General features: G+C 72.5%; 14 protein-coding genes and 2 riboswitches. Of the genes, 8 read left to right on the top strand and 6 right to left on the bottom strand.

Features of this window, described 5'->3' with window-relative positions; all coding sequences use genetic code 11:
• Nucleotides 1-270 precede the first annotated feature (270 nt).
• Entirely contained in the window at nucleotides 271-561 is a 291-nt protein-coding gene (locus DC432_RS16225) for a hypothetical protein (protein WP_133177947.1), read from the top strand.
• A 755-nt stretch (nucleotides 562-1,316) separates the two neighbouring features.
• Here the strand turns inward: DC432_RS16225 and gcvP are convergent.
• The 4 genes from gcvP to DC432_RS13750 form a co-directional block, all read right to left on the bottom strand.
• Nucleotides 1,317-4,196 (bottom strand): aminomethyl-transferring glycine dehydrogenase, encoded by a 2,880-nt coding sequence (gene gcvP / locus DC432_RS13765; RefSeq protein WP_116538364.1) that lies wholly within the window; start codon nucleotides 4,194-4,196, stop codon nucleotides 1,317-1,319.
• On the bottom strand, nucleotides 4,193-4,567 hold the full coding sequence (gene gcvH, locus DC432_RS13760) for a glycine cleavage system protein GcvH (protein WP_116538363.1): 375 nt from the start codon (nucleotides 4,565-4,567) through the stop codon (nucleotides 4,193-4,195). The genes gcvP and gcvH overlap by 4 nt, the downstream gene beginning before the upstream one ends.
• On the bottom strand, nucleotides 4,564-5,727 hold the full coding sequence (gcvT, locus tag DC432_RS13755; protein ID WP_116538362.1) for a glycine cleavage system aminomethyltransferase GcvT: 1,164 nt from the start codon (nucleotides 5,725-5,727) through the stop codon (nucleotides 4,564-4,566). Before gcvT ends, gcvH begins: the two co-directional genes overlap by 4 nt.
• A 48-nt stretch (nucleotides 5,728-5,775) precedes the next feature.
• Nucleotides 5,776-5,890, bottom strand: a riboswitch (glycine riboswitch).
• A riboswitch (glycine riboswitch) is annotated at nucleotides 5,891-5,985 on the bottom strand.
• 63 nt (nucleotides 5,986-6,048) lie between these two features.
• Complete coding sequence (locus tag DC432_RS13750) at nucleotides 6,049-7,224, bottom strand: MarP family serine protease (protein ID WP_116538361.1); 1,176 nt, start codon at nucleotides 7,222-7,224, stop codon at nucleotides 6,049-6,051.
• Between the two features lie 221 nt (nucleotides 7,225-7,445).
• Between DC432_RS13750 and DC432_RS13745 the strand changes: the two genes are divergently transcribed.
• The 6 genes from DC432_RS13745 to DC432_RS13720 are packed head-to-tail and all read left to right on the top strand — an operon-like array spanning nucleotide 7,446 to nucleotide 13,888.
• Nucleotides 7,446-8,171: an NUDIX hydrolase gene (locus DC432_RS13745; protein ID WP_116538366.1), complete on the top strand. Its 726-nt coding sequence runs from the start codon at nucleotides 7,446-7,448 to the stop codon at nucleotides 8,169-8,171.
• Nucleotides 8,172-8,183: 12 nt separating this feature from the next.
• Nucleotides 8,184-9,515, top strand: coding sequence for a quinolinate synthase NadA (nadA, locus tag DC432_RS13740; protein ID WP_116538360.1), 1,332 nt, complete (start codon nucleotides 8,184-8,186; stop codon nucleotides 9,513-9,515).
• On the top strand, nucleotides 9,512-11,017 hold the full coding sequence (nadB, locus tag DC432_RS13735; RefSeq protein ID WP_116538359.1) for an L-aspartate oxidase: 1,506 nt from the start codon (nucleotides 9,512-9,514) through the stop codon (nucleotides 11,015-11,017). The genes nadA and nadB overlap by 4 nt, the downstream gene beginning before the upstream one ends.
• The gene (nadC, locus tag DC432_RS13730; protein WP_116538358.1) at nucleotides 11,011-11,868 is read left to right on the top strand and encodes a carboxylating nicotinate-nucleotide diphosphorylase; all 858 of its coding nucleotides are present in this window, start codon (nucleotides 11,011-11,013) and stop codon (nucleotides 11,866-11,868) included. The genes nadB and nadC overlap by 7 nt, the downstream gene beginning before the upstream one ends.
• A 56-nt stretch (nucleotides 11,869-11,924) precedes the next feature.
• Nucleotides 11,925-12,995 (top strand): cysteine desulfurase family protein, encoded by a 1,071-nt coding sequence (locus DC432_RS13725; RefSeq protein WP_243393138.1) that lies wholly within the window; start codon nucleotides 11,925-11,927, stop codon nucleotides 12,993-12,995.
• On the top strand, nucleotides 12,992-13,888 hold the full coding sequence (locus DC432_RS13720; protein ID WP_116538356.1) for a glycosyltransferase family 2 protein: 897 nt from the start codon (nucleotides 12,992-12,994) through the stop codon (nucleotides 13,886-13,888). Before DC432_RS13725 ends, DC432_RS13720 begins: the two co-directional genes overlap by 4 nt.
• Nucleotides 13,889-14,472: 584 nt before the next feature.
• On the opposite strand, the gene DC432_RS13715 is transcribed toward DC432_RS13720, so the two are convergent.
• Nucleotides 14,473-16,416 (bottom strand): ABC transporter ATP-binding protein, encoded by a 1,944-nt coding sequence (locus tag DC432_RS13715; protein ID WP_116538355.1) that lies wholly within the window; start codon nucleotides 16,414-16,416, stop codon nucleotides 14,473-14,475.
• Between the two features lie 190 nt (nucleotides 16,417-16,606).
• Between DC432_RS13715 and DC432_RS13710 the strand changes: the two genes are divergently transcribed.
• Nucleotides 16,607-18,100, top strand: coding sequence for an MDR family MFS transporter (locus DC432_RS13710; protein ID WP_116538354.1), 1,494 nt, complete (start codon nucleotides 16,607-16,609; stop codon nucleotides 18,098-18,100).
• A gap of 64 nt (nucleotides 18,101-18,164) precedes the next feature.
• On the opposite strand, the gene DC432_RS16490 is transcribed toward DC432_RS13710, so the two are convergent.
• A complete protein-coding gene (locus tag DC432_RS16490; protein WP_165801278.1) occupies nucleotides 18,165-18,302 on the bottom strand; it encodes a hypothetical protein in 138 nt (45 codons plus the stop codon).
• Nucleotides 18,303-18,488 lie beyond the last annotated feature (186 nt).

Genomic DNA, 18,488 nt, shown 5'->3' with positions numbered 1-18,488 from the left:
GTTCAGCGTCACGAGAGTGAGAGCGGTGCAGCGTTCRYCGACGCGGCTGCACGCGTCGATGAACGCTGCACCGCTCTCACTCTCGTGACGCTGAACGAGGAACGCGCGTCCGCGCGCGGTCGACGGCGGGCGCGCTGGGCTCTTCATCGCGCGGATCCGGCCGCGGAATCGCCGCTCGAATCACTGAGCCGTGCGGTCGCTGAATGGGCGGGCTTCGCCGAACCGGAGCTGCAGGTCTGGTTCGGCGCAGAGGCCGGGGACGGAGACCGCGTGGACTTGTGGTGGCCCCAACTGCGTATCGCGGGCGAGGCGGACGGCCTACTGAAGTACGACGGCCGGTTCGGAGACCCGCGCGTCGCGATCAAGAAACGCGAGGACCGCGACCGACGACTGCGCGCGGCCGGCGCGCGGGCCGTACTGCACTGGGGGTGGGACGACCTGACCGACCCGAACTCCTTGGTCCGCTTGCTGGGCGGCGCGGGACTCCCCGTCGTCGCCACCCCCGACACAGCTCACCTCCACAGCCTCGCCGCGGCTCTGCGTCCCCCGCGCCCGCGGTAGTGCGGGTGCCGCGGGCGCGGGTGCGGCGGGTGCGGGTGCGGCGGGTGTGGCGGGTGCGGCGGGTGCGGCGGGCGCGGCGGGTGCGGCGGCCGCGGCGGCCGCGGCTGCGCGCACGACGAAGCCGCAGCGCGCCTCGCGAGACTGCACGTGGCTGACAACTCGGCGACATCCTGCAACCGAAAAGGCAGCAGCGTGCAGTCTCGCGGCGAGAAGGCGCATCGCGGCCCGGCCGAACGCGCCGCGAGCCGGCGGAACGCGACGCGGCCCGGCGGAACGCGACGCGGCCCGGCGGAACGCGACGCGGCCCGGCGGAACGCGACGCGGCCCGGCGGAACGCGACGCGAGCACCGCGCCCGACTCCGGCAGCCCGGGCAAGCGCCGCGCGCCTCGCGAGACTGCACGTGGCTGACAACTCGGCGACATCCTGCAACCGAGAAGTCAGCGGCGTGCAGTCTCGCGGCAACTCGGCGCTTCGCAACCGGCGCACCGCGCCCGACTCCGGCAGCCGGGCAAGCGCCGCGCGCCTCGCGAGACTGCACGTGGCTGACGAGTCGGCGACATTCTGCAACCGAGAAGTCAGCAGCGTGCAGTCTCGCGGGAAACGGGGGGCCGGACGAGGGCCGGACGGGTGCCGGCAGGGCGCGGAACAGGGGGCCGGCAGGGCGCGGAGCAGGGGGCCGGACCGGCGCCGGACGGGCGCCGGAGGCGGCACCGGACGGGCCGGGGCCGCGCGCAGCGCGGCCCCGGGACGCGGCTCAGGCGAACGCCTCCGGCGGAGGGCACGAGCAGACCAGGTTGCGGTCGCCGTAGGCCTGGTCGATGCGGCGGACGGGGGGCCAGTACTTTCCGCGGATCAGCGACCGCACGGGGTACACGGCGGTCTCGCGCGAGTAGGGGTGCTCCCACTCCCCCACCACGACGGTCTCGGCCGTGTGCGGGGCGTTCACGAGCGGGTTGTCGTCGGCCGGCCATTCGCCCGCGGCGACGGCGAGGGCCTCGTGCTTGATCGCGATCATGGCATCCACGAATCGATCGAGCTCGGCGAGGTCCTCGCTCTCGGTGGGCTCGACCATCAGGGTGCCCGCGACCGGGAACGACATCGTCGGGGCGTGGAAGCCGTAGTCGATGAGGCGCTTGGCCACGTCGTCGACGCTCACGCCGGTCTGCTCCTTGAGCGGACGCAGGTCGAGGATGCACTCGTGCGCGACCAGGCCTCCCTCGCCCGCGTACAGCACGGGGTAGTGCTCGCGCAGCCGGACGGCGATGTAGTTGGCCGACAGCACCGCCGCCGCGGTGGCCTGACGCAGACCTTCGGCGCCCATCATGCGGACGTACGCCCACGAGATGGGGAGGATGCCGGCGGAGCCGTGCGGAGCGGCCGACACCGGCCCGCCGTCGAACACGCCGCCGGCGTGTTCGGCTCGCTGCGAGAACGGGTGCGAGGGCAGGAACGGCGCGAGGTGCGCCTTGGCCGCGACCGGGCCGACACCGGGTCCGCCGCCGCCGTGCGGGATGGCGAACGTCTTGTGCAGGTTGAGGTGCGACACGTCGCCACCCAGGTCGCCGAAGCGCGCGAAACCGAGCAGGGCGTTGAGGTTGGCGCCGTCGACGTACACCTGGCCGCCCGCGTCGTGCACGGCCCGCGTGATGTCGAGCACGTCGTGCTCGTACACGCCGTGGGTCGACGGGTAGGTGATCATCAGCGCCGACAGCTCGGCCGCGTGCTGGGCGATCTTGGCCCGAAGGTCGCCGAGGTCGACGTTGCCGGCCTCGTCGCACGCGACGACGACGACCTTCATGCCCGCGAGGATCGCCGAGGCCGCGTTGGTCCCGTGCGCCGACGACGGGATCAGGCAGACGGTGCGCTCGAGGTCGCCGTTCGCCAGGTGGTAGCCGCGGATCGCGAGCAGCCCCGCGAGCTCGCCCTGCGAGCCGGCGTTCGGCTGCAGCGAGACCGCGTCGTAGCCGGTGACCTCGGCGAGCCAGCGCTCGAGCTGCTCGATCATCTCGAGGTAGCCGCGGACGTCGGCCTCGGGCGCGAAGGGGTGCACGCGCGAGAACTCCGGCCACGACACCGCCGCCATCTCGGTCGCGGCGTTGAGCTTCATCGTGCACGACCCCAGCGGGATCATGCCGCGATCGAGCGCGTAGTCGCGGTCGGCGAGCGTCTTGAGGTACCGCATCATCGCCGTCTCGCTGCGGTGCGCGTGGAAGACGGGGTGCGTGAGGAAGTCGTCGTCGCGGTGCAGGGCGCCGTCGACGCCGCGCAGGGCCTCGCCCTCGGGCAGCTCCGCGGAGGCGAGGCCGAAGGCGTCCAGCACGGCCGCGAGGTCGGCATCGGTCGTCGTCTCGTCCACCGAGACGCCCACGGTCGCGTCGTCGATCCACAGCAGCTGGTACCCGCGGTCGCGGGCGCGGTCGACCACGTCCTGCGCGCGGCCCGGCACGTGCACGCGCACGGTGTCGAAGAACGCCTCCGAGACGAGGTCGAGGTCGTACGAACGCAGAGCGGATGCCAGGGCATCGGCCTTGCGCGCGACCTGCGTCGCGATCGCCCGCAGTCCGTCGGGGCCGTGGTACACCGCGTACATCGCGGCCATGACGGCCAGCAGCACCTGGGCGGTGCAGATGTTGGACGTCGCCTTCTCGCGGCGGATGTGCTGCTCGCGCGTCTGCAGCGACAGCCGGTAGGCGGGGGCGCCCACGGCATCCTGGGACACTCCGACCAGACGCCCGGGGAGCTGGCGCTCGAGGCCCGCGCGCACGGCCATGTAACCGGCGTGCGGTCCGCCGAAGCCGAGCGGGACGCCGAAGCGCTGGGTGGTGCCGACGGCGACGTCGGCGCCGAGAGCGCCGGGCGAACGCAGCAGCGTCAGCGCGAGCAGGTCGGCGGCGGCGACCACCAGGCCGCCCGCGGCGTGCACGGACTCGGCCACGGCCGAGAAGTCCCAGATGCGTCCGGTCGCGCCGGGGTACTGCACGAACGCGCCGAACGCCTCGGGCACCTCGCCCTCGAAGGACGTCTCGAGGATGCGGATGCCGACGGCCGCGGCGCGGTGGTGCAGCAGCGCCTTGGTCTGCGGCAGCGCGTCGACGTCGACGAGGAAGACGTCGGTCTTCGCCTTGGACGCGCGACGGGCCACGAGCATGCCCTCGACCACGGCGGTGGACTCGTCGAGCATCGACGCGTTCGCCGTCGCCAGACCCGTGAGGTCGGTCACCATCGTCTGGAAGTTGATGAGCGCCTCGAGGCGGCCCTGCGAGATCTCGGGCTGGTACGGGGTGTACGCCGTGTACCAGGACGGGTTCTCGAGGACGTTGCGCGCGATCACCGACGGGGTGAAGGTGTCGTAGTAGCCGAGGCCGATCATGGGGCGCGCGGAGCGGTTGGCGGATGCCAGCTCCCGCAGCTCCGCCAGGGCCTCGGCCTCGGTGGCTGCGGTCGGGATCGCGCTGGTGGCGCGGGCCTGCACGTGGATGGATGCCGGGACGGCGGTCTCGACGAGCGCCTCGACGCTGTCGTACCCCACGACCTCGAGCATGCGGGCCTGGGCGTCGGCGCCGATGCCGATGTGGCGATCGACGAAGACGGCCGGGGTGCCGGCATCCGTGCGGGAAGGAAGAAGCGTGCTCATGCGGTGAGGTCCTCGTAGGCGGCGCGGTCGAGCAGGTCGGCGGGGAGGCCGCCCTCGACGCGGATCTTGATGAGCCAACCGCCGGCGAACGGCTCGGCGTTGACCAGGGAGGGGTCGTCGACGACGGCGTCGTTCACCTCGACAACGGTGCCCGAGAGCGGCGCGTAGAGCTCGCCGACCGACTTGGTCGACTCAATCTCGCCGCAGACGTCGCCGGCCGAGACGGCCGAGTCGGCGCCCGGGAGCTCGACGAAGACGACGTCGCCGAGCTTGTCGGCGGCGAAATCGGTGATGCCCACGGTGGCGATGTCACCCTCGAGGGCGATCCACTCGTGCTCGGAGGTGTAGCTGAGGGCGGTGAGGTCGGTCATGCGTTTCTCCGATAGAAGGGAAGGGCGGTGACGGTCGCGGGGATGCGGGTTCCGCGCACGTCGATGGTCAGTTCGGTTCCGATGGCGGATGCCGCGGGGGCGACGAACGCCATCGCGACCGGGTGGCCGAGGGTGGGGCTGAGGGCGCCGCTAGTAATCTCGCCCACGGTGTCCTCGCCGTGCAGCACGGCGTAGCCGGCGCGGCCCGCGCGGCGGCCCTCCGAGACGAGGCCGACGAGTACGGGGGCGTCGGCGGGGCCGGACGACAGGCCGTCCTTGCCGACGAACGCCTCCTTGTCGACGGCGACGACGCGACCGAGACCCGCCTGCGCGGGGACGATGTCGCGCGAGAGTTCGTGGCCGTACAGCGGCATCCCGGCCTCGAGGCGCAGGGTGTCGCGCGCGGCGAGCCCGCACGGGACGAGCCCGCGATCGGCGCCCGCGGCGAGCGCGGCGTCCCACAGGGCGGCGGCCTGCGCGGTCGGGATCATCACCTCGTAGCCGTCCTCGCCGGTGTACCCGGTGCGGGCGACGAAGAGCGGCGCCCCGTCGAAGGCGCCCTCGGTCCAGGCGTAGTAGCCGAGCTCGTCGAGGGAGGTGCCGGTGATCTCGACCCCCGGGGTGGAGCTCAGGATGCCACGGGCCTCGGGACCCTGCAGGGCGATGAGCGCGTACTGGTCGGTGACGTCGTCGACCTCGAGGGTGCCGCCTGTCGCGTCAGCGGCGGTGGCCGCGCCCGACGCGGAACCCCACGACGCCTGAGCGGTCGCGAACGCGGCGGCCACGGCATCCCGGTTCACCGCATTCGAGATGACCAGGAACGTGTCATCGCCCGTGCGGTAGACGATGACGTCGTCGACGATGCCGCCCGACTCGGCGAGGACGAGCGAGTACTTCGCCTTGCCGACCTTCATGGTCGATAGGCGGCCGGCGAGCACGTGGTCGAGGAACGCCGCGGCGCGGGAGCCCTCGACGCGGAACTCGGCCATGTGCGAGATGTCGAACAGGCCCGCGGCCTCGCGGACGGCGCGGTGCTCGGCGAGGTCGGAGGTGTAGCGCACGGGCATGTTCCATCCGCCGAAGTCGGTGAACGAGGCGCCGAGGGCCTCGTGCCGATCGTGCAGCGGCGACGTGCGCGGTGGAGCGGGGGTTTCGATCATGAGTTCTGCCGTTCGCGATGACGGACAGACGCCGGGCGGCGCCTGGAGAACTCCCCCTCTGTCATGGACCTGAGAGTTTCACTCGCGCCGTCGTGGACGGGCGCGGGCTTTCACCGTCGGCGGGTCCGGGGACGTGGCATCCCGGACCTCTTTCCAGAGTGGCCCGATCGACGCGGTACGCGTACCTGAGAGATTGGCGGGGAGGCTTGCTCCTTCGGTGCCCGGCTGCGTTCGCCGGAGCTCTCCCGCATCGATCATGGGGCCGGTGTGGACTTGTGGGGTCAGCCTAGCGGAGCGGACCGCGCGCGGGCAGCCCGATCGTCAGCCGCGGGTGCAGCTGCCGGATGCCACGGGTGCCGACAACGACCCCATCTGCGCCATGACGGGTTCGAGTTCGGCGGGGGTCATGGCGTAGCCGACGTTGTCGTCGGTGTCGGAGCGGGCGAAGACGATCCCGGCGACCTCGCCGGTCGTGGTCAGCAGCGGGCCCCCCGAGTTGCCGGGGCGCACGACGGCCGCGAGCGCGTAGATGTCGCGCGGGGTCGAGGACGTGTCGTAGATGTCGGGGACGGGGACGGTGCCCTCGGACAGCACCTGGGCGCTGCCCGAGGTGAAGGGGCCGCCGCCCGGGTAGCCCTGCACGACGGCGGGCGAGCCGACGTCCAGGGTCTGCACGATCGGCAGGGCCGTGGCATCCAGTCCGTCCACCGAGACCACCGCGATGTCGTCGATCGGGTCGAAGTAGACCACGCGGCCCTCGCGGGCGGGCTGCCCGGGCAGTTCGACGACGGGGGTGTCGACGCCGGCGACGACGTGGGCGTTGGTGACGACGCGGCCGTCGGCGACGACGAAGCCCGAGCCGCTCGAGGTGACTCCGCAGGCGTAGGCGGTTCCGGACACGCGGGCGACGGACTGCGCCGCCTGCGTGAGGGCGGGGTCGTCGAGCGCGATCTCGGGAGCGCTCGGGACGGGACCGATCTGGATGAGCTGACCCAGGCGCGGGATGCCCTCGGCGAAGACCGAGCCGCGCAGCTCGGCGAGCGCTCCCCGCACGGGAGCGGGGGTGAGGTCGTCGATCGTGCGCACGACGGTGGACGAGCCCAGCGCGGCCGACACCACGGGGACGCCGGCGGGGGTGATCGATCCCGCGGCGAACGAGATCGCCAGGGCCGCGGCGGCGACGTTGACCACACCGCCCAGCAGCCGCTCGGGGACGCGCAGCTTGATGCGGTCGGCGCCGCGGCGGAAGAACCCGCCGACGGCGCTGCCGAGGCCGCTGCCGATCAGCAGCAGCAGCACGCCGCTGAGGATCATGAGGGGGCCGCGCCACGAGGGCGCGGTGACCCACTGGCCCACGAACGGGGTCACCCAGTAGGCGGCGACGGCGCCGAGGGCGAGGCCGGCGAAGAAGCCGATCGTGGCGAGGAACCCCCGCGAGAGGCCCACGATGAGCGCGATCGCCAGAAGGGCGATCAGAACGATGTCGATGAACGGCATCCGACCTCCTGAATCCGGTTCGAGGCTAGGGCGCTCGTCTGTGAGAACCCTTTCGACGCGCGGCGGCGGGCCCGGTCGCGGCCCGCCCCCCCTCGATAAACGCCGACGCTGTCGAGACACGCGGTGCCTCGCCGTGTTTCGACAGGATCGGCGTTTATCGGCACGAGGGCATCCCTTCGGGTCGGGATGACACTAAGATCGGTGACGGAGATATGGTCACCATGACACGAACCCAGAGCCCCGAGTCCCGCGACGCCGACGTGCGCGTCGCGGTGTCGACCGTCATCTTCAGCGTGCGTCGCGACGCCCACGACGAGCCGGTGCTCACCCTTCCGCTCGTCCGCCGCACGCGCGACCCCTTCGACGGCCGCTGGGCGCTACCGGGCGGTTGGCTGGACGCCGCCGAGGGGCTCGACGCCGCGGCATCCCGGACCCTCGCCGAGACGACCGGCCTGACGCCCAGCTACCTCGAGCAGCTGTACGCCTTCGGCGCCGTCGACCGCTCCCCCACCCGGGTGGTGTCGATCGTCTACTGGGCGCTGCTGCGCTCGGACGAGGTCGACGCGCAGGTCGCCGCGCACGCGCGGCAGGGCGACGCGCCCGAGAACGTCGAATGGTTCGACGCGACCGACCTGCCGACCCTGGCCTTCGACCACAACGACATCGTCGAGTACACGCTGTGGCGCCTGCGCAACAAGGTCGGCTACAGCCGCATCGCGCACGGGCTGCTGCCCGACGAGTTCACCCTCGCGGACCTGCGCGAGGTGACCGAGTCGATCCTCGGCAAGCGTCTGGATCCGGCGAACTTCCGCCGCCAGGTCGACACGAGCGACACGCTCATCCCCACCGATCGCTTCCGCACCGGAAGCCATCGCCCCGCCCGTCTGTACCGCTACAACCGCGACGTGGAGCTCGCCGACCGCGGCCCGCTCCCGTCCCGTCACTGATCGGAAACGCCCATGTCCGCCACTCCCCTCACCCTGCAGCCCCGCCCGGCGATCGACCCCAGCGTCGACCACGCGATCCAGGCGATCGTCTCGGGCGCGTCGACCGACGCGACGTGCACGACCGACCTCGCCGTCGGGCCCTGGGACTTCGACACGCGCCCCGGTTACGGTCCGGGATCGTCGATGGGCGACGTCATCCCCACCGGAGCGCCCCGACAGGGCGAACTGCCCCAGCAGTACCGCGACGCCTCGGACGACGAGCTCGACGAGCGCATCCGCGCCGCGAAGGCGACGCTCGGCGACCGCGTCGTCGTGCTGGGGCACTTCTACCAGCGCGAAGAGGTCGTGCGCCACGCCGACTACGTGGGCGACTCGTTCCAGCTCGCCAACGCGGCGAAGGAGCGTCCCGAGGCCGAGGCCATCGTCTTCTGCGGCGTGCACTTCATGGCCGAGACCGCCGACCTGCTCTCGCGCCCCGACCAGGCCGTCATCCTGCCGAACCTCGCCGCGGGGTGCTCGATGGCCGACATGGCCGACATCGACCAGGTCGAGGAGTGCTGGGAGCAGCTCGAAGACGTCCTCGGCGACCTCGAGACCCCGGATGCCGAGGGCCTCGTCCCCGTCATCCCGGTGACGTACATGAACTCCAGCGCCGCCATCAAGGGCTTCGTCGGTCGTCACGGCGGCATCGTGTGCACCTCGTCGAACGCCCGGACCGTGCTGGAATGGGCGTTCGCCCGCGGACGCCGCGTGCTGTTCTTCCCCGACCAGCACCTGGGTCGCAACACCGCGAAGGCGATGGGGGTGCCCCTCGCGCAGATGCCGATGTGGAACCCGCGCAAGCCCCTCGGCGGCTCCACCGACGCGCAGATCGTCGACAGCCGCGTCATCCTGTGGCACGGCTTCTGCTCGGTGCACCGCCGCTTCACGGTCGACCAGATCGACAAGGCCCGCGCCGAGCACCCCGGCGTGCGCGTGATCGTGCACCCCGAGTGCCCGATGGACGTGGTGGATGCCGCGGACGAGGCCGGGTCGACCGACATCATCCGCAAGGCCATCGCCGCCGCGACCGAGCCGACGACCTTCGCGATCGGCACCGAGATCAACCTGGTCCAGCGCCTGGCCGCGCAGTACCCGCAGCACGAGATCTTCTGCCTCGACCCCGTGGTGTGCCCCTGCTCGACGATGTACCGCATCCACCCCGGCTACCTCGCGTGGGTGCTCGAGTCGCTGGTCGCGGGGCAGGTCGTCAACCGCATCACCGTCCCCGCCGACGTCGCCGACCCCGCCACCGTCGCGCTCGAGCGGATGCTCGCGGCCAAGCCGAACGGCGCGGTGAAATGACGACCGTCGTCGTGGTGGGCAGCGGCATCGCCGGTCTCACGGCGGCGCTGCACGCGAGCGAGGGGGGATGCCGCGTCACCGTCGTGACCAAGGGCGCCCTGCCCGACACGAACACCCGCTGGGCGCAGGGCGGCATCGCCGCCGTGACCGACCCGGCCGACACGGTCGCCTCGCACGCCGCCGACACGGTCACCGCGGGGGCCGGGCTGAACGACCCGGCTGCGGTCGACGTCCTGGTCGGCGAGGGACCGGAGCGCATCGCGGAGCTCGTGGAGCGCGGGGTGGCCTTCGACCGCACGGCCGACGGGGACTTCTCGCGCGGACTCGAGGCGGCGCACGCCGTCGCCCGGGTGCTGCACGCCGGCGGCGACGCGACCGGGGCGGCGATCCAGGCGGCTCTCGGCGACGCCGTGCGCCGCTCCGACATCGTCGTGCGCGAGCACGCGCTGCTGCGCGACCTCGTCGTGACCGAGGGGCGGGTCGCCGGCGTCGGGCTGGCCGACGGCGAGCGTCTGCCGGCCGACGCCGTGATCCTCGCCACGGGCGGTGCCGGGCAGCTCTACGCCCACACGACCAACCCCGCGGGGGCGACGGGCGACGGCATCGCCGCCGCGATCCGCGCGGGAGCGGCCGTGGCCGACCTCGAGTTCGTGCAGTTCCACCCGACCGCCCTCGCGGTCGGCGCGCCGTTCCTCGTGTCCGAGGCCGTCCGCGGCGAGGGGGCGGTCCTCATCGACGACACCGGGCGACGCTTCGCCTTCGACGCCCACCCCGACGGCGAACTCGCCCCGCGCGACGTCGTGGCCCGGGCCAACGCGCGCGCCATGGCCCGACAGCACGGTCACCCCGTCCGCCTGGATGCCACCGCCCTCGGCGCCGCGCGCCTGGCCCGCCGATTCCCCACGATCGACGCCGCCGTGCGCGAGCGCGGGCTGGACTGGGCGCGCGAGCCCATCCCGGTGACCCCCGCGGCCCACTACCTGATGGGCGGGGTCGTCACCGACCTCGACGGACGCACGACGGTGCCCGGCCTGTACGCCGTCGGCGAGACGGCCCGCACCGGGGTGCACGGCGCCAATCGCCTGGCATCCAACTCCCTCCTCGAGGGAGCCGTGTTCGGTGCTCGCGCCGGAGACGCCGTCGCGACGGACCGCCCGTGGTACGCGCCGGCCGTCGCGCCCGCGCGACCGCTGCCGATCGCGGTCGCCGACGACGCGCCCGCCTTCTCGCGCGCCGCTCTGCAGCGCCTGCTGTGGGACCACGCGGGGCTGGAACGCGACGCCGCCGGACTCGACCACGCAGCCTCGATCCTCGCCGCGTGGCGCGCGCAGCACCTCGCCCTCCCGATCGAAGACGAGAATCTGCTGCTCCTCGCCACCCATGTCGTCGATGCGGCGCGGATGCGCACGACCTCGGTGGGCGCGCACTTCCGCACTGACGCCCTCGACCCGGCCGCGGACGCGGCATCCCTCACCTCATCTCCGGAGGCCCTCGCATGCTGACCCGCGCCGCCATCGACCGCGTCGTCACCGCCGCCCTCGACGAGGACGCCCCCTGGGGCGACCTGACGAGCGAGACGCTCATCCCCGAGAACGCGACCGCGCGTGCCGAGCTCGTCGCGCGCGTCGAGGGCGTCTTCAGCGGAGCCGCGGTCTTCGCCGCCGCCTTCACCCTCACCGACCCGTCCATCACGGTCGAACAGCGCGTCGCCGACGGCCACCGCTTCGCGCCCGGCGACACCCTCGCCGTCGTGACCGGGCCCGCCCGCGCGGTGCTGACCGCCGAGCGGATCGGCCTGAACTTCGTGCAGCGCATGTCGGGCATCGCGACCCTCACCAGCCGCTACGTCGCCGAGGTCGCCCACACCGGAGCGCGCATCGCCGACACCCGCAAGACCACCCCGGGCCTGCGCGCGATCGAGCGGCAGGCCGTGCGCGACGGCGGCGGACACAATCACCGGTTCTCGCTGTCGGACGCCGTGATGGCCAAGGACAACCACCTCGCCGTCCTCACCCAGAACGGCCTGTCGGTCACGCAGGCGCTCGAGAGCGCGATCGCGCGGCTGCCGCACACGACGCACGTCGAGGTCGAGGTCGACCGCCTCGATCAGATCGACGCCGTGCTCGCGGCGGGCGTGGGCACGATCATGCTCGACAACTTCTCGCTCGACGACCTGCGCACCGGCGTCGCCCGCATCGCCGGTGCCGCGCAGGTCGAAGCCTCGGGCGGCGTCACGCTCGAGACGGTCCGGGCGATCGCCGAGACCGGCGTCGACGTCATCTCGGTGGGCGCGCTGACGCACTCCGTGTCGTCGCTGGACCTCGGGCTCGACATCCGCATCGAGACGACGTGAGCCTGTACCTCGACAACGCCGCGACCACCCCCGTGCGCCCCGAGGTGCTCGAGGCGATGGCGCCCTACCTCACGCGCGTCTACGGCAACCCGTCGAGTCATCACGAAGTCGGCGAGGCCGCGGCATCCGCCCTCGACGACGCCCGCGCGCGCGTCGCCGCCGTCCTCGGCATGCGCACCGGGGACGTCGTGTTCACCTCGGGCGGCACGGAGTCCAACAACGCCGCGATCAAGGGGATCGTGCTCGGCGGGCCCCGGCGCCACCTCGTCACGACGGCGATCGAGCACGAGTCCGTCCTGGCCTCGGCCGACTACCTCGAACGCCTGCACGGCGCCACTGTGACGTACGCCCCCGTCGACGCGACCGGCACGCTGACCCCCGACGCCCTCGCCGCCTGCCTGCGCGACGACACCGCTCTCGTCTCGATCGGCTACGCCAACAACGAGATCGGCACGATCCAGGATGCCGCCGCCCTCGCCGCCGTCGCTCACGCCCGGGGCGTGCCCCTGCACCTCGACGCGGTCCAGGCCGCCGGGTGGCTGCCCCTGTCGGGGACGGGGGCGGATGCCGTCACCGTCGCCGGACACAAGGTCGGCGCCCCCAAGGGCACCGGCATCCTCGCCGTGCGGGGTCGCCTCGCCTTCGAACCGCTCCTGCACGGCGGCGGCCAGGAGCGGGGGCGCCGATCGGGGACCCCCGACGTGGCCGGAGCGGTCGCGATCGCCACGGCCCTCACCCTCGCCGAGGCCGAGCGCGCCGAGGCCGCCGCGCGCGTCGGCGCCCTGTCGGCGGCCTTCATCGCCCGCGTGCTCGCGCGCGTGCCCGGAGCCCGCCTCACCGGACACCCCGAGCGGCGGCTCCCCGGCACGGCGAGCTTCGTCTTCCCCGGCACGAACGGCGAGACCGTCCTGCTCGAACTCGAGCGTCGCGGCGTCGTGTCCTCCAGCGGGTCGGCGTGCGCGGCGGGCAGCGACGAAGCCTCGCACGTGCTGCTGGCGGTGGGCGTGGACCACGACGAGGCCCGCACGGCCGTGCGGTTCACGCTGCCGCGGACGCTCACGGCATCCCTCGATCCCGTGGCGGATGCGGTCGTCGACGCCGTCACCGCCGTAGGATCGCGCGGGTGAGCACCACCGACGTCACCGTCATCATCCCCGGTTTCGACGTCGCGGCCTACGCCGACGAGGCGCTGGAGTCGCTGCGGCGGCAGACGCACCGGCACTGGAAGGCCATCCTCGTCGACGACGCCTCCACCGACGACACCACCCGCCTCTTCGCCGACGCCGAGGCGGACGACCCGCGTTTCCGCGTCGTGCGCCACGAGACTCAGCGCGGCCTCGGCGCCGCGCGCAACACCGGCCTCGATCTCGTCGACACGCCCTACACCGCGTTCCTCGACGCAGACGACGTTCTGCGCCCCGACGCGCTCTCGCGCCTGGCCGACACGCTCGACCGCACCGGCAGCGCCTTCGTCGTGGGCGCGTACGTGCGACTGCGGCCGGATGCCGACGGCCCCGGCTACACCGCCGCGGACGTCCAGCCGTGGGTCGCCGCCGCCACCGACCCCGCCCGCGAGGCGACGACTCTCGCCGCGCACCCCGCGGCATCCGGCAACATCGTCGCCTGGTCGAAGATGAGCCGCACCGACTTCTGGCACGAGCACGCCCTGCGCTTTCCCGAGGGGCGCTACTACGAGGACCAGGTGCTCGCACAGCGCATGTACACCCTTGCCCCGCGCTTCGACGTGATCCCCGACGTTCTCGTCGAGTGGCGGCAGCGCCGCGACGGCGGCTCGATCACTCAGCGCCTGGCCGAGGTCGACGTGCTGCGCGACTACCTCGACGCCCTGGGCGAGGGCATCGCCCTGCTGCGCGCGGCGGGGGCGGATGCCGCGGTCGCCTCGCGCGGGGCGCTCATCCGCACGCTCGATCTGCCGCCCCTGCTCGCGATCGCCGAGACGCACCCCGACCCGGCGTACCGCATCGCGCTCGAGGCGTTCGTGGAGTCCCTGCCGGCCTGAGCGCCGGCGCGCGGCGTCCCTCCCGCCGGGCGGTGCCCCCGTGCCCTACGGCGGGAGGTGGCCCCGACGCGCCGATCCGGCATCCCCTCCGGTGCACAACGGCGGGCGGTGGGTCCGACACGCCGACGCCCGGGGCCCCCACCCGGCGTGTCACCGAAAATCCCCGCCGCTGTGCACGGGGGCCGGAAAGACCGACCCGGCCGACCCCCTCCGGTGCGCAACGGCGGGAGGCGGGGTCAACACACCGACCCGGTACCCCCCTCCGTGCACAACGGCGGGAGAAATGCCCGACACGCCGACACCGGACACCCCCACCCGGCGTGTCACCGAAAAACCCCGCCGTTGTGCACGCGCGCGCAGGCACACCCACCCGGCACACCCCCTCCGGTGCACAACGGCGGGAATCGAGCCCGACACACCCACCCGACACACCCCCTCCGTGCACAACGGCAGGAGGAATGCCCGACACGCCGACCCCGGACACCCTCACCCGGCGTGTCACCGAAAAACCCCGCCGTTGTGCACGCCCGCGCTGATGGCGGGCGCCGGCGGCGGTCGCCCGGCGATGGTCGCCCCGGGAGGGGCTAGGCCGGTGCCTCGTCCGCGCGACGCGCGGGCAGGGCGGCGGGGGCGAGATCCGCCTCGTCGCGCTGTTCCTCGGCGAGCACGAACGATGCGGCGAGCTGCTCGGCGGCCAGGCTGGCGTAGAGGCCGCCCTCGGCGAGCAGTTCGGCGTGGGTACCTGACTCGACGATGCGGCCGGCATCCACCACGTGAATACGATCGGCGCCGATCACCGTCGACAGCCGGTGGGCGATCGACAGCGTGGTGCGCCCGTGCGAGGCGGTCTCGAGGGCCTCTTGCACGATGCGTTCCGACACGGTGTCGAGCGCGCTGGTGGCCTCGTCGAGCAGCAGGACGGGCGGGTCCTTCAGCAGCACGCGGGCGATCGCGATGCGTTGCTTCTCGCCGCCCGACAGGCGGTAGCCGCGCTCGCCGACCACCGTGTCGTAGCCGTCTTCGAAGCCGGCGATGACGTGGTGGATGTTGGCCGCCCGACATGCTGCTTCGATCTCGTCGTCGGTCGCGTCGGGACGGGCGTAGCGGAGGTTCTCGCGGACGGTGGCGTGGAACAGATACGTCTCTTGGGAGACGATGCCGATCTCGTCGATGATCGACGCCTGCTCGAGGGAGCGCACGTCGGCGCCCGAGAACATCACCGACCCGCCGCTCGCCTCGTACATGCGCGGCGTCAGGTACAGGATGGTCGTCTTTCCCGCGCCGGACGGCCCGACGAACGCGACGTGCTGACCGGGCTCGACGGTGAAGGACACCCCGTCGAGGGTGGGTCGCGCCTGCGCGGGGGCGTCGGGATACCGGAACCGCACGTCGCGGAACTCGATGCGCCCGAGCGGCCCGGGTGCCGACGCCACCGGGATCGCATCGGGTGTGTCGACGATCGCGGGACGCAGGTCGACGTACTCGAAGATGCGCGCGAACAGCGCCGACGACGTCTGCACATCCAGAGCGACGCGCATCAGACCCATGAGGGGCATCAGCAGGCGCGCTTGGACGGTCGTGAAGGCGACGATCGTCCCCGCGGTGATCGCCCCCGCTCCCCCGCCGATCAGGTACCCCGACACCAAGTAGATGACCGCCGGCACGCTCGACATGATGACCTGCACCACGGCGAAGAAGCCCTGGCCGCTCATCGCTCGCCGCACCTGCAGCCGCACCTGGTTGTCGTTCTCGGCATCGAAGCGGGCGGACTCGGTGCGCTGCCGGTTGAACGATTTCGAGAGCAGGATGCCGGAGACGCTCAGCGTCTCTTGCGTGATCGCCGACAGCTCCGACAACGACTCCTGCGTCTCTCCGGCGATGCGCGCACGCACCTGCCCCACGCGACGCTGGACGAAGATGAGGAACGGCATGAGCGCGACCGCGATCAGGGTCAAGCGCCAGTCGATAAGGATCATCGCCACGAGCGACGCGAGCACGGTCACGGCGTTGCCGAGGATGCTGGTGACGGTGTTGGTGAGCACCCCCGACACCCCGCCGACGTCGTTCTGGAGGCGGGACTGGATGACGCCGGTCTTGGTGCGCGTGAAGAACCCGAGCTCCATCGCCTGGAGGTGCTCGAAGAGCCGGGTGCGCAGGTCTCCGGTGACCCGGTTGCCGACGGTCGCGGTGAGCCACGTCTGCCCGACGTTCAGACCCGCCGACATCAGGAACAGCCCGATCATCACGCTCACCAGCACGGCGAGCAGCCGCAGGTCGGGGCTCGAGCCGTCGATCGGGAAGAGCGCGTCGTCGAAGATGCGCTGAACGAGAAGGGGAGGGATGACGGCGACCGCCGCCCCGACGACCACCAGCAGCGCCGTGAACCCGATCCGCCACCGGTAGGGCCGGAACAGCTCGACGACCCGATGCCAGAGGTTCGGCACGCGCGGCGCCTGCGCATTGCGCCGACGCTGCATGTCGGCATCCACTCCGCGGAACATGCTTCCGCCGCCTCCGTGCATGCTCATGCGGGCCAGCCTACGTCCGCCCACCGACACCGGCTCGGGGGCGGGCGGTGTCGGAGGTGCCCGCTAGGCTCGCAGCGCCCGCCGAGGACTTCTCCTCGACGGTGGAATATCGCGGGAACATCCGCCGTTGTCTTCCTCGCAGTCGCCTCCGCGGCACCACCGAAGCCCCCCGCACGAACAGGACCTCGTCATGGCCGCCACCGGCACCATCCCCGTCTCCCGATCCCGCGCCGACACGTCGTCCGCGGCGACGCCGCCCCGTCCGGGCCCCGTCATCGCCCTGCTCGTGGTCGCGGCCTTCGTCGTCATCCTGAACGAGACGACCATGTCGGTCGCGCTCCCGGCGATCATGGCCGACTTCGGCGTGAGCGCCGCCACCGGTCAATGGCTCACCTCGGCGTTCCTGCTGACGATGGCGGTCGTCATCCCGCTCACCGGCTTCCTGCTCGAACGGTTCCCGATCCGCGCGGTCTTCTTCGCCGCGATGGGCGTCTTCGCGCTGGGTACCCTGATCGCCGCGGTCGCACCGGCGTTCGGCATCCTGCTGACCGGCCGCATCATCCAGGCGATGGGCACGGGCGTCATGATGCCGCTGCTGTTCACCACGGTGCTCAACCTGGTCCCGGCGAACAAGCGCGGGCGCGTGATGGGCGTCGTGACCATCGTGATCGCCGTCGCCCCCGCCGTTGGTCCCACGGTCTCGGGCCTGATCCTGTCGGCTCTCACCTGGCACGCCATCTTCTGGCTGATCCTGCCCATCGCGCTGGTGGCGATCGCTCTCGGTGCGCGCTGGGTGCGCAACGTCACCCAGACCCGCCCCGACGCGCGGTTCGACAAGCTCTCGGTCGTCCTCTCGGCCCTCGGCTTCGGCGGTCTGGTCTTCGGCCTCAGCGCGATCGGCGAGTCCGCCTCGGGGCACGCCTCGGTTCCGGTGTGGATCCCCCTCGCGGTCGGCGTCGTCTTCGTGACGTTCTTCGTGATCCGACAGCTGCGTCTGCAGCGCGCGGACGCGGCACTGCTCGACCTGCGGGTCTTCCGCAGCCCGTCGTTCCGTCTCGCCGTCCCGCTGGTGGCGATCGTGATGGCGGCGCTGTTCGGCTCGCTGATCCTGCTACCGATCTTCCTGCAGCAGGCGCTGGGGCTCAGCAGCCTCACGGTGGGGCTCATGCTGCTGCCGGGTGGCGTGCTGATGGGCGTCATGGCCCCGATCGTGGGACGACTGTTCGACCGTTTCGGCCCGACGCCCCTCGTCATCCCGGGCATGCTCATCGCCGCTGCCGTGCTGTGGACGATGGCACTGACCTTCGGCCAGGGCACGCCCATCTGGTGGATCGTGACGGTCTACCTGGCGCTCAACCTCGGGCTGGGTCTCGTCTTCACCCCGCTCATGACCTCGGCACTGGGTTCGCTCCCCCGCCGCCTGTACTCGCACGGCAGCGCGGTCGTCGGCACCGCCCAGCAGGTCGCGGGAGCCGCGGGCACCGCCGGTTTCGTGGCGATCATGACGGTCTTCTCGAGCTCCGCCCTCGCCGAGGGCGCCGACCAGGCCAGTGCCATCGCGTCGGGCGTGCACGTCTCGTTCCTCGTCGGCGCGATCATCGCGACCGCGGCGGTCGTGCTCTCGTGCTTCGTGCGCAAGCCGGCCGAGAACGAAGAGAGCGACGCGCCCGTCGTCGCACACTGACGCGGCGCCGGGGCGGTGCGGCCGTCCCGGATCCGCCGCCGGTGGACCGACGAGAGTCGACCCGTCAGAGAGAGCAGGAACCGCCGCCGCAGCACTGCGAGGCGGGGCGCGAGTCGTCGTCGGTGTCGACGGCGGGAGCGTTCAGCAGGGTGATGAGAGGCCGGGCCGCGCTCGCGGTGTCGGTCGTGGGTTCTCCGGACATGCGCTCCATGCTACGCCTGCGCGCGCGGGTGGGCTCCGGAGCAGCACGGGGTCGCAGCGGAAGCCCGCGCTAACCCCGTCGCCCGGCATCCGCAACCCCCGCCCACCCGCCGCGGCGGGTTCCTAGCGTGGGAGCACCCCCACCCACAACGAAGAGAGGCGTACTCATGACCGATCTCAGCGGTAA

Origin of the sequence: Microbacterium testaceum, assembly GCF_003075375.1 — a bacterium.
GTDB classification, from domain to species: domain Bacteria; phylum Actinomycetota; class Actinomycetes; order Actinomycetales; family Microbacteriaceae; genus Microbacterium; species Microbacterium testaceum_E.
Note: the sequence above shows the minus strand (reverse complement) of the source record. Positions and strands in the feature narration are given on the sequence as shown.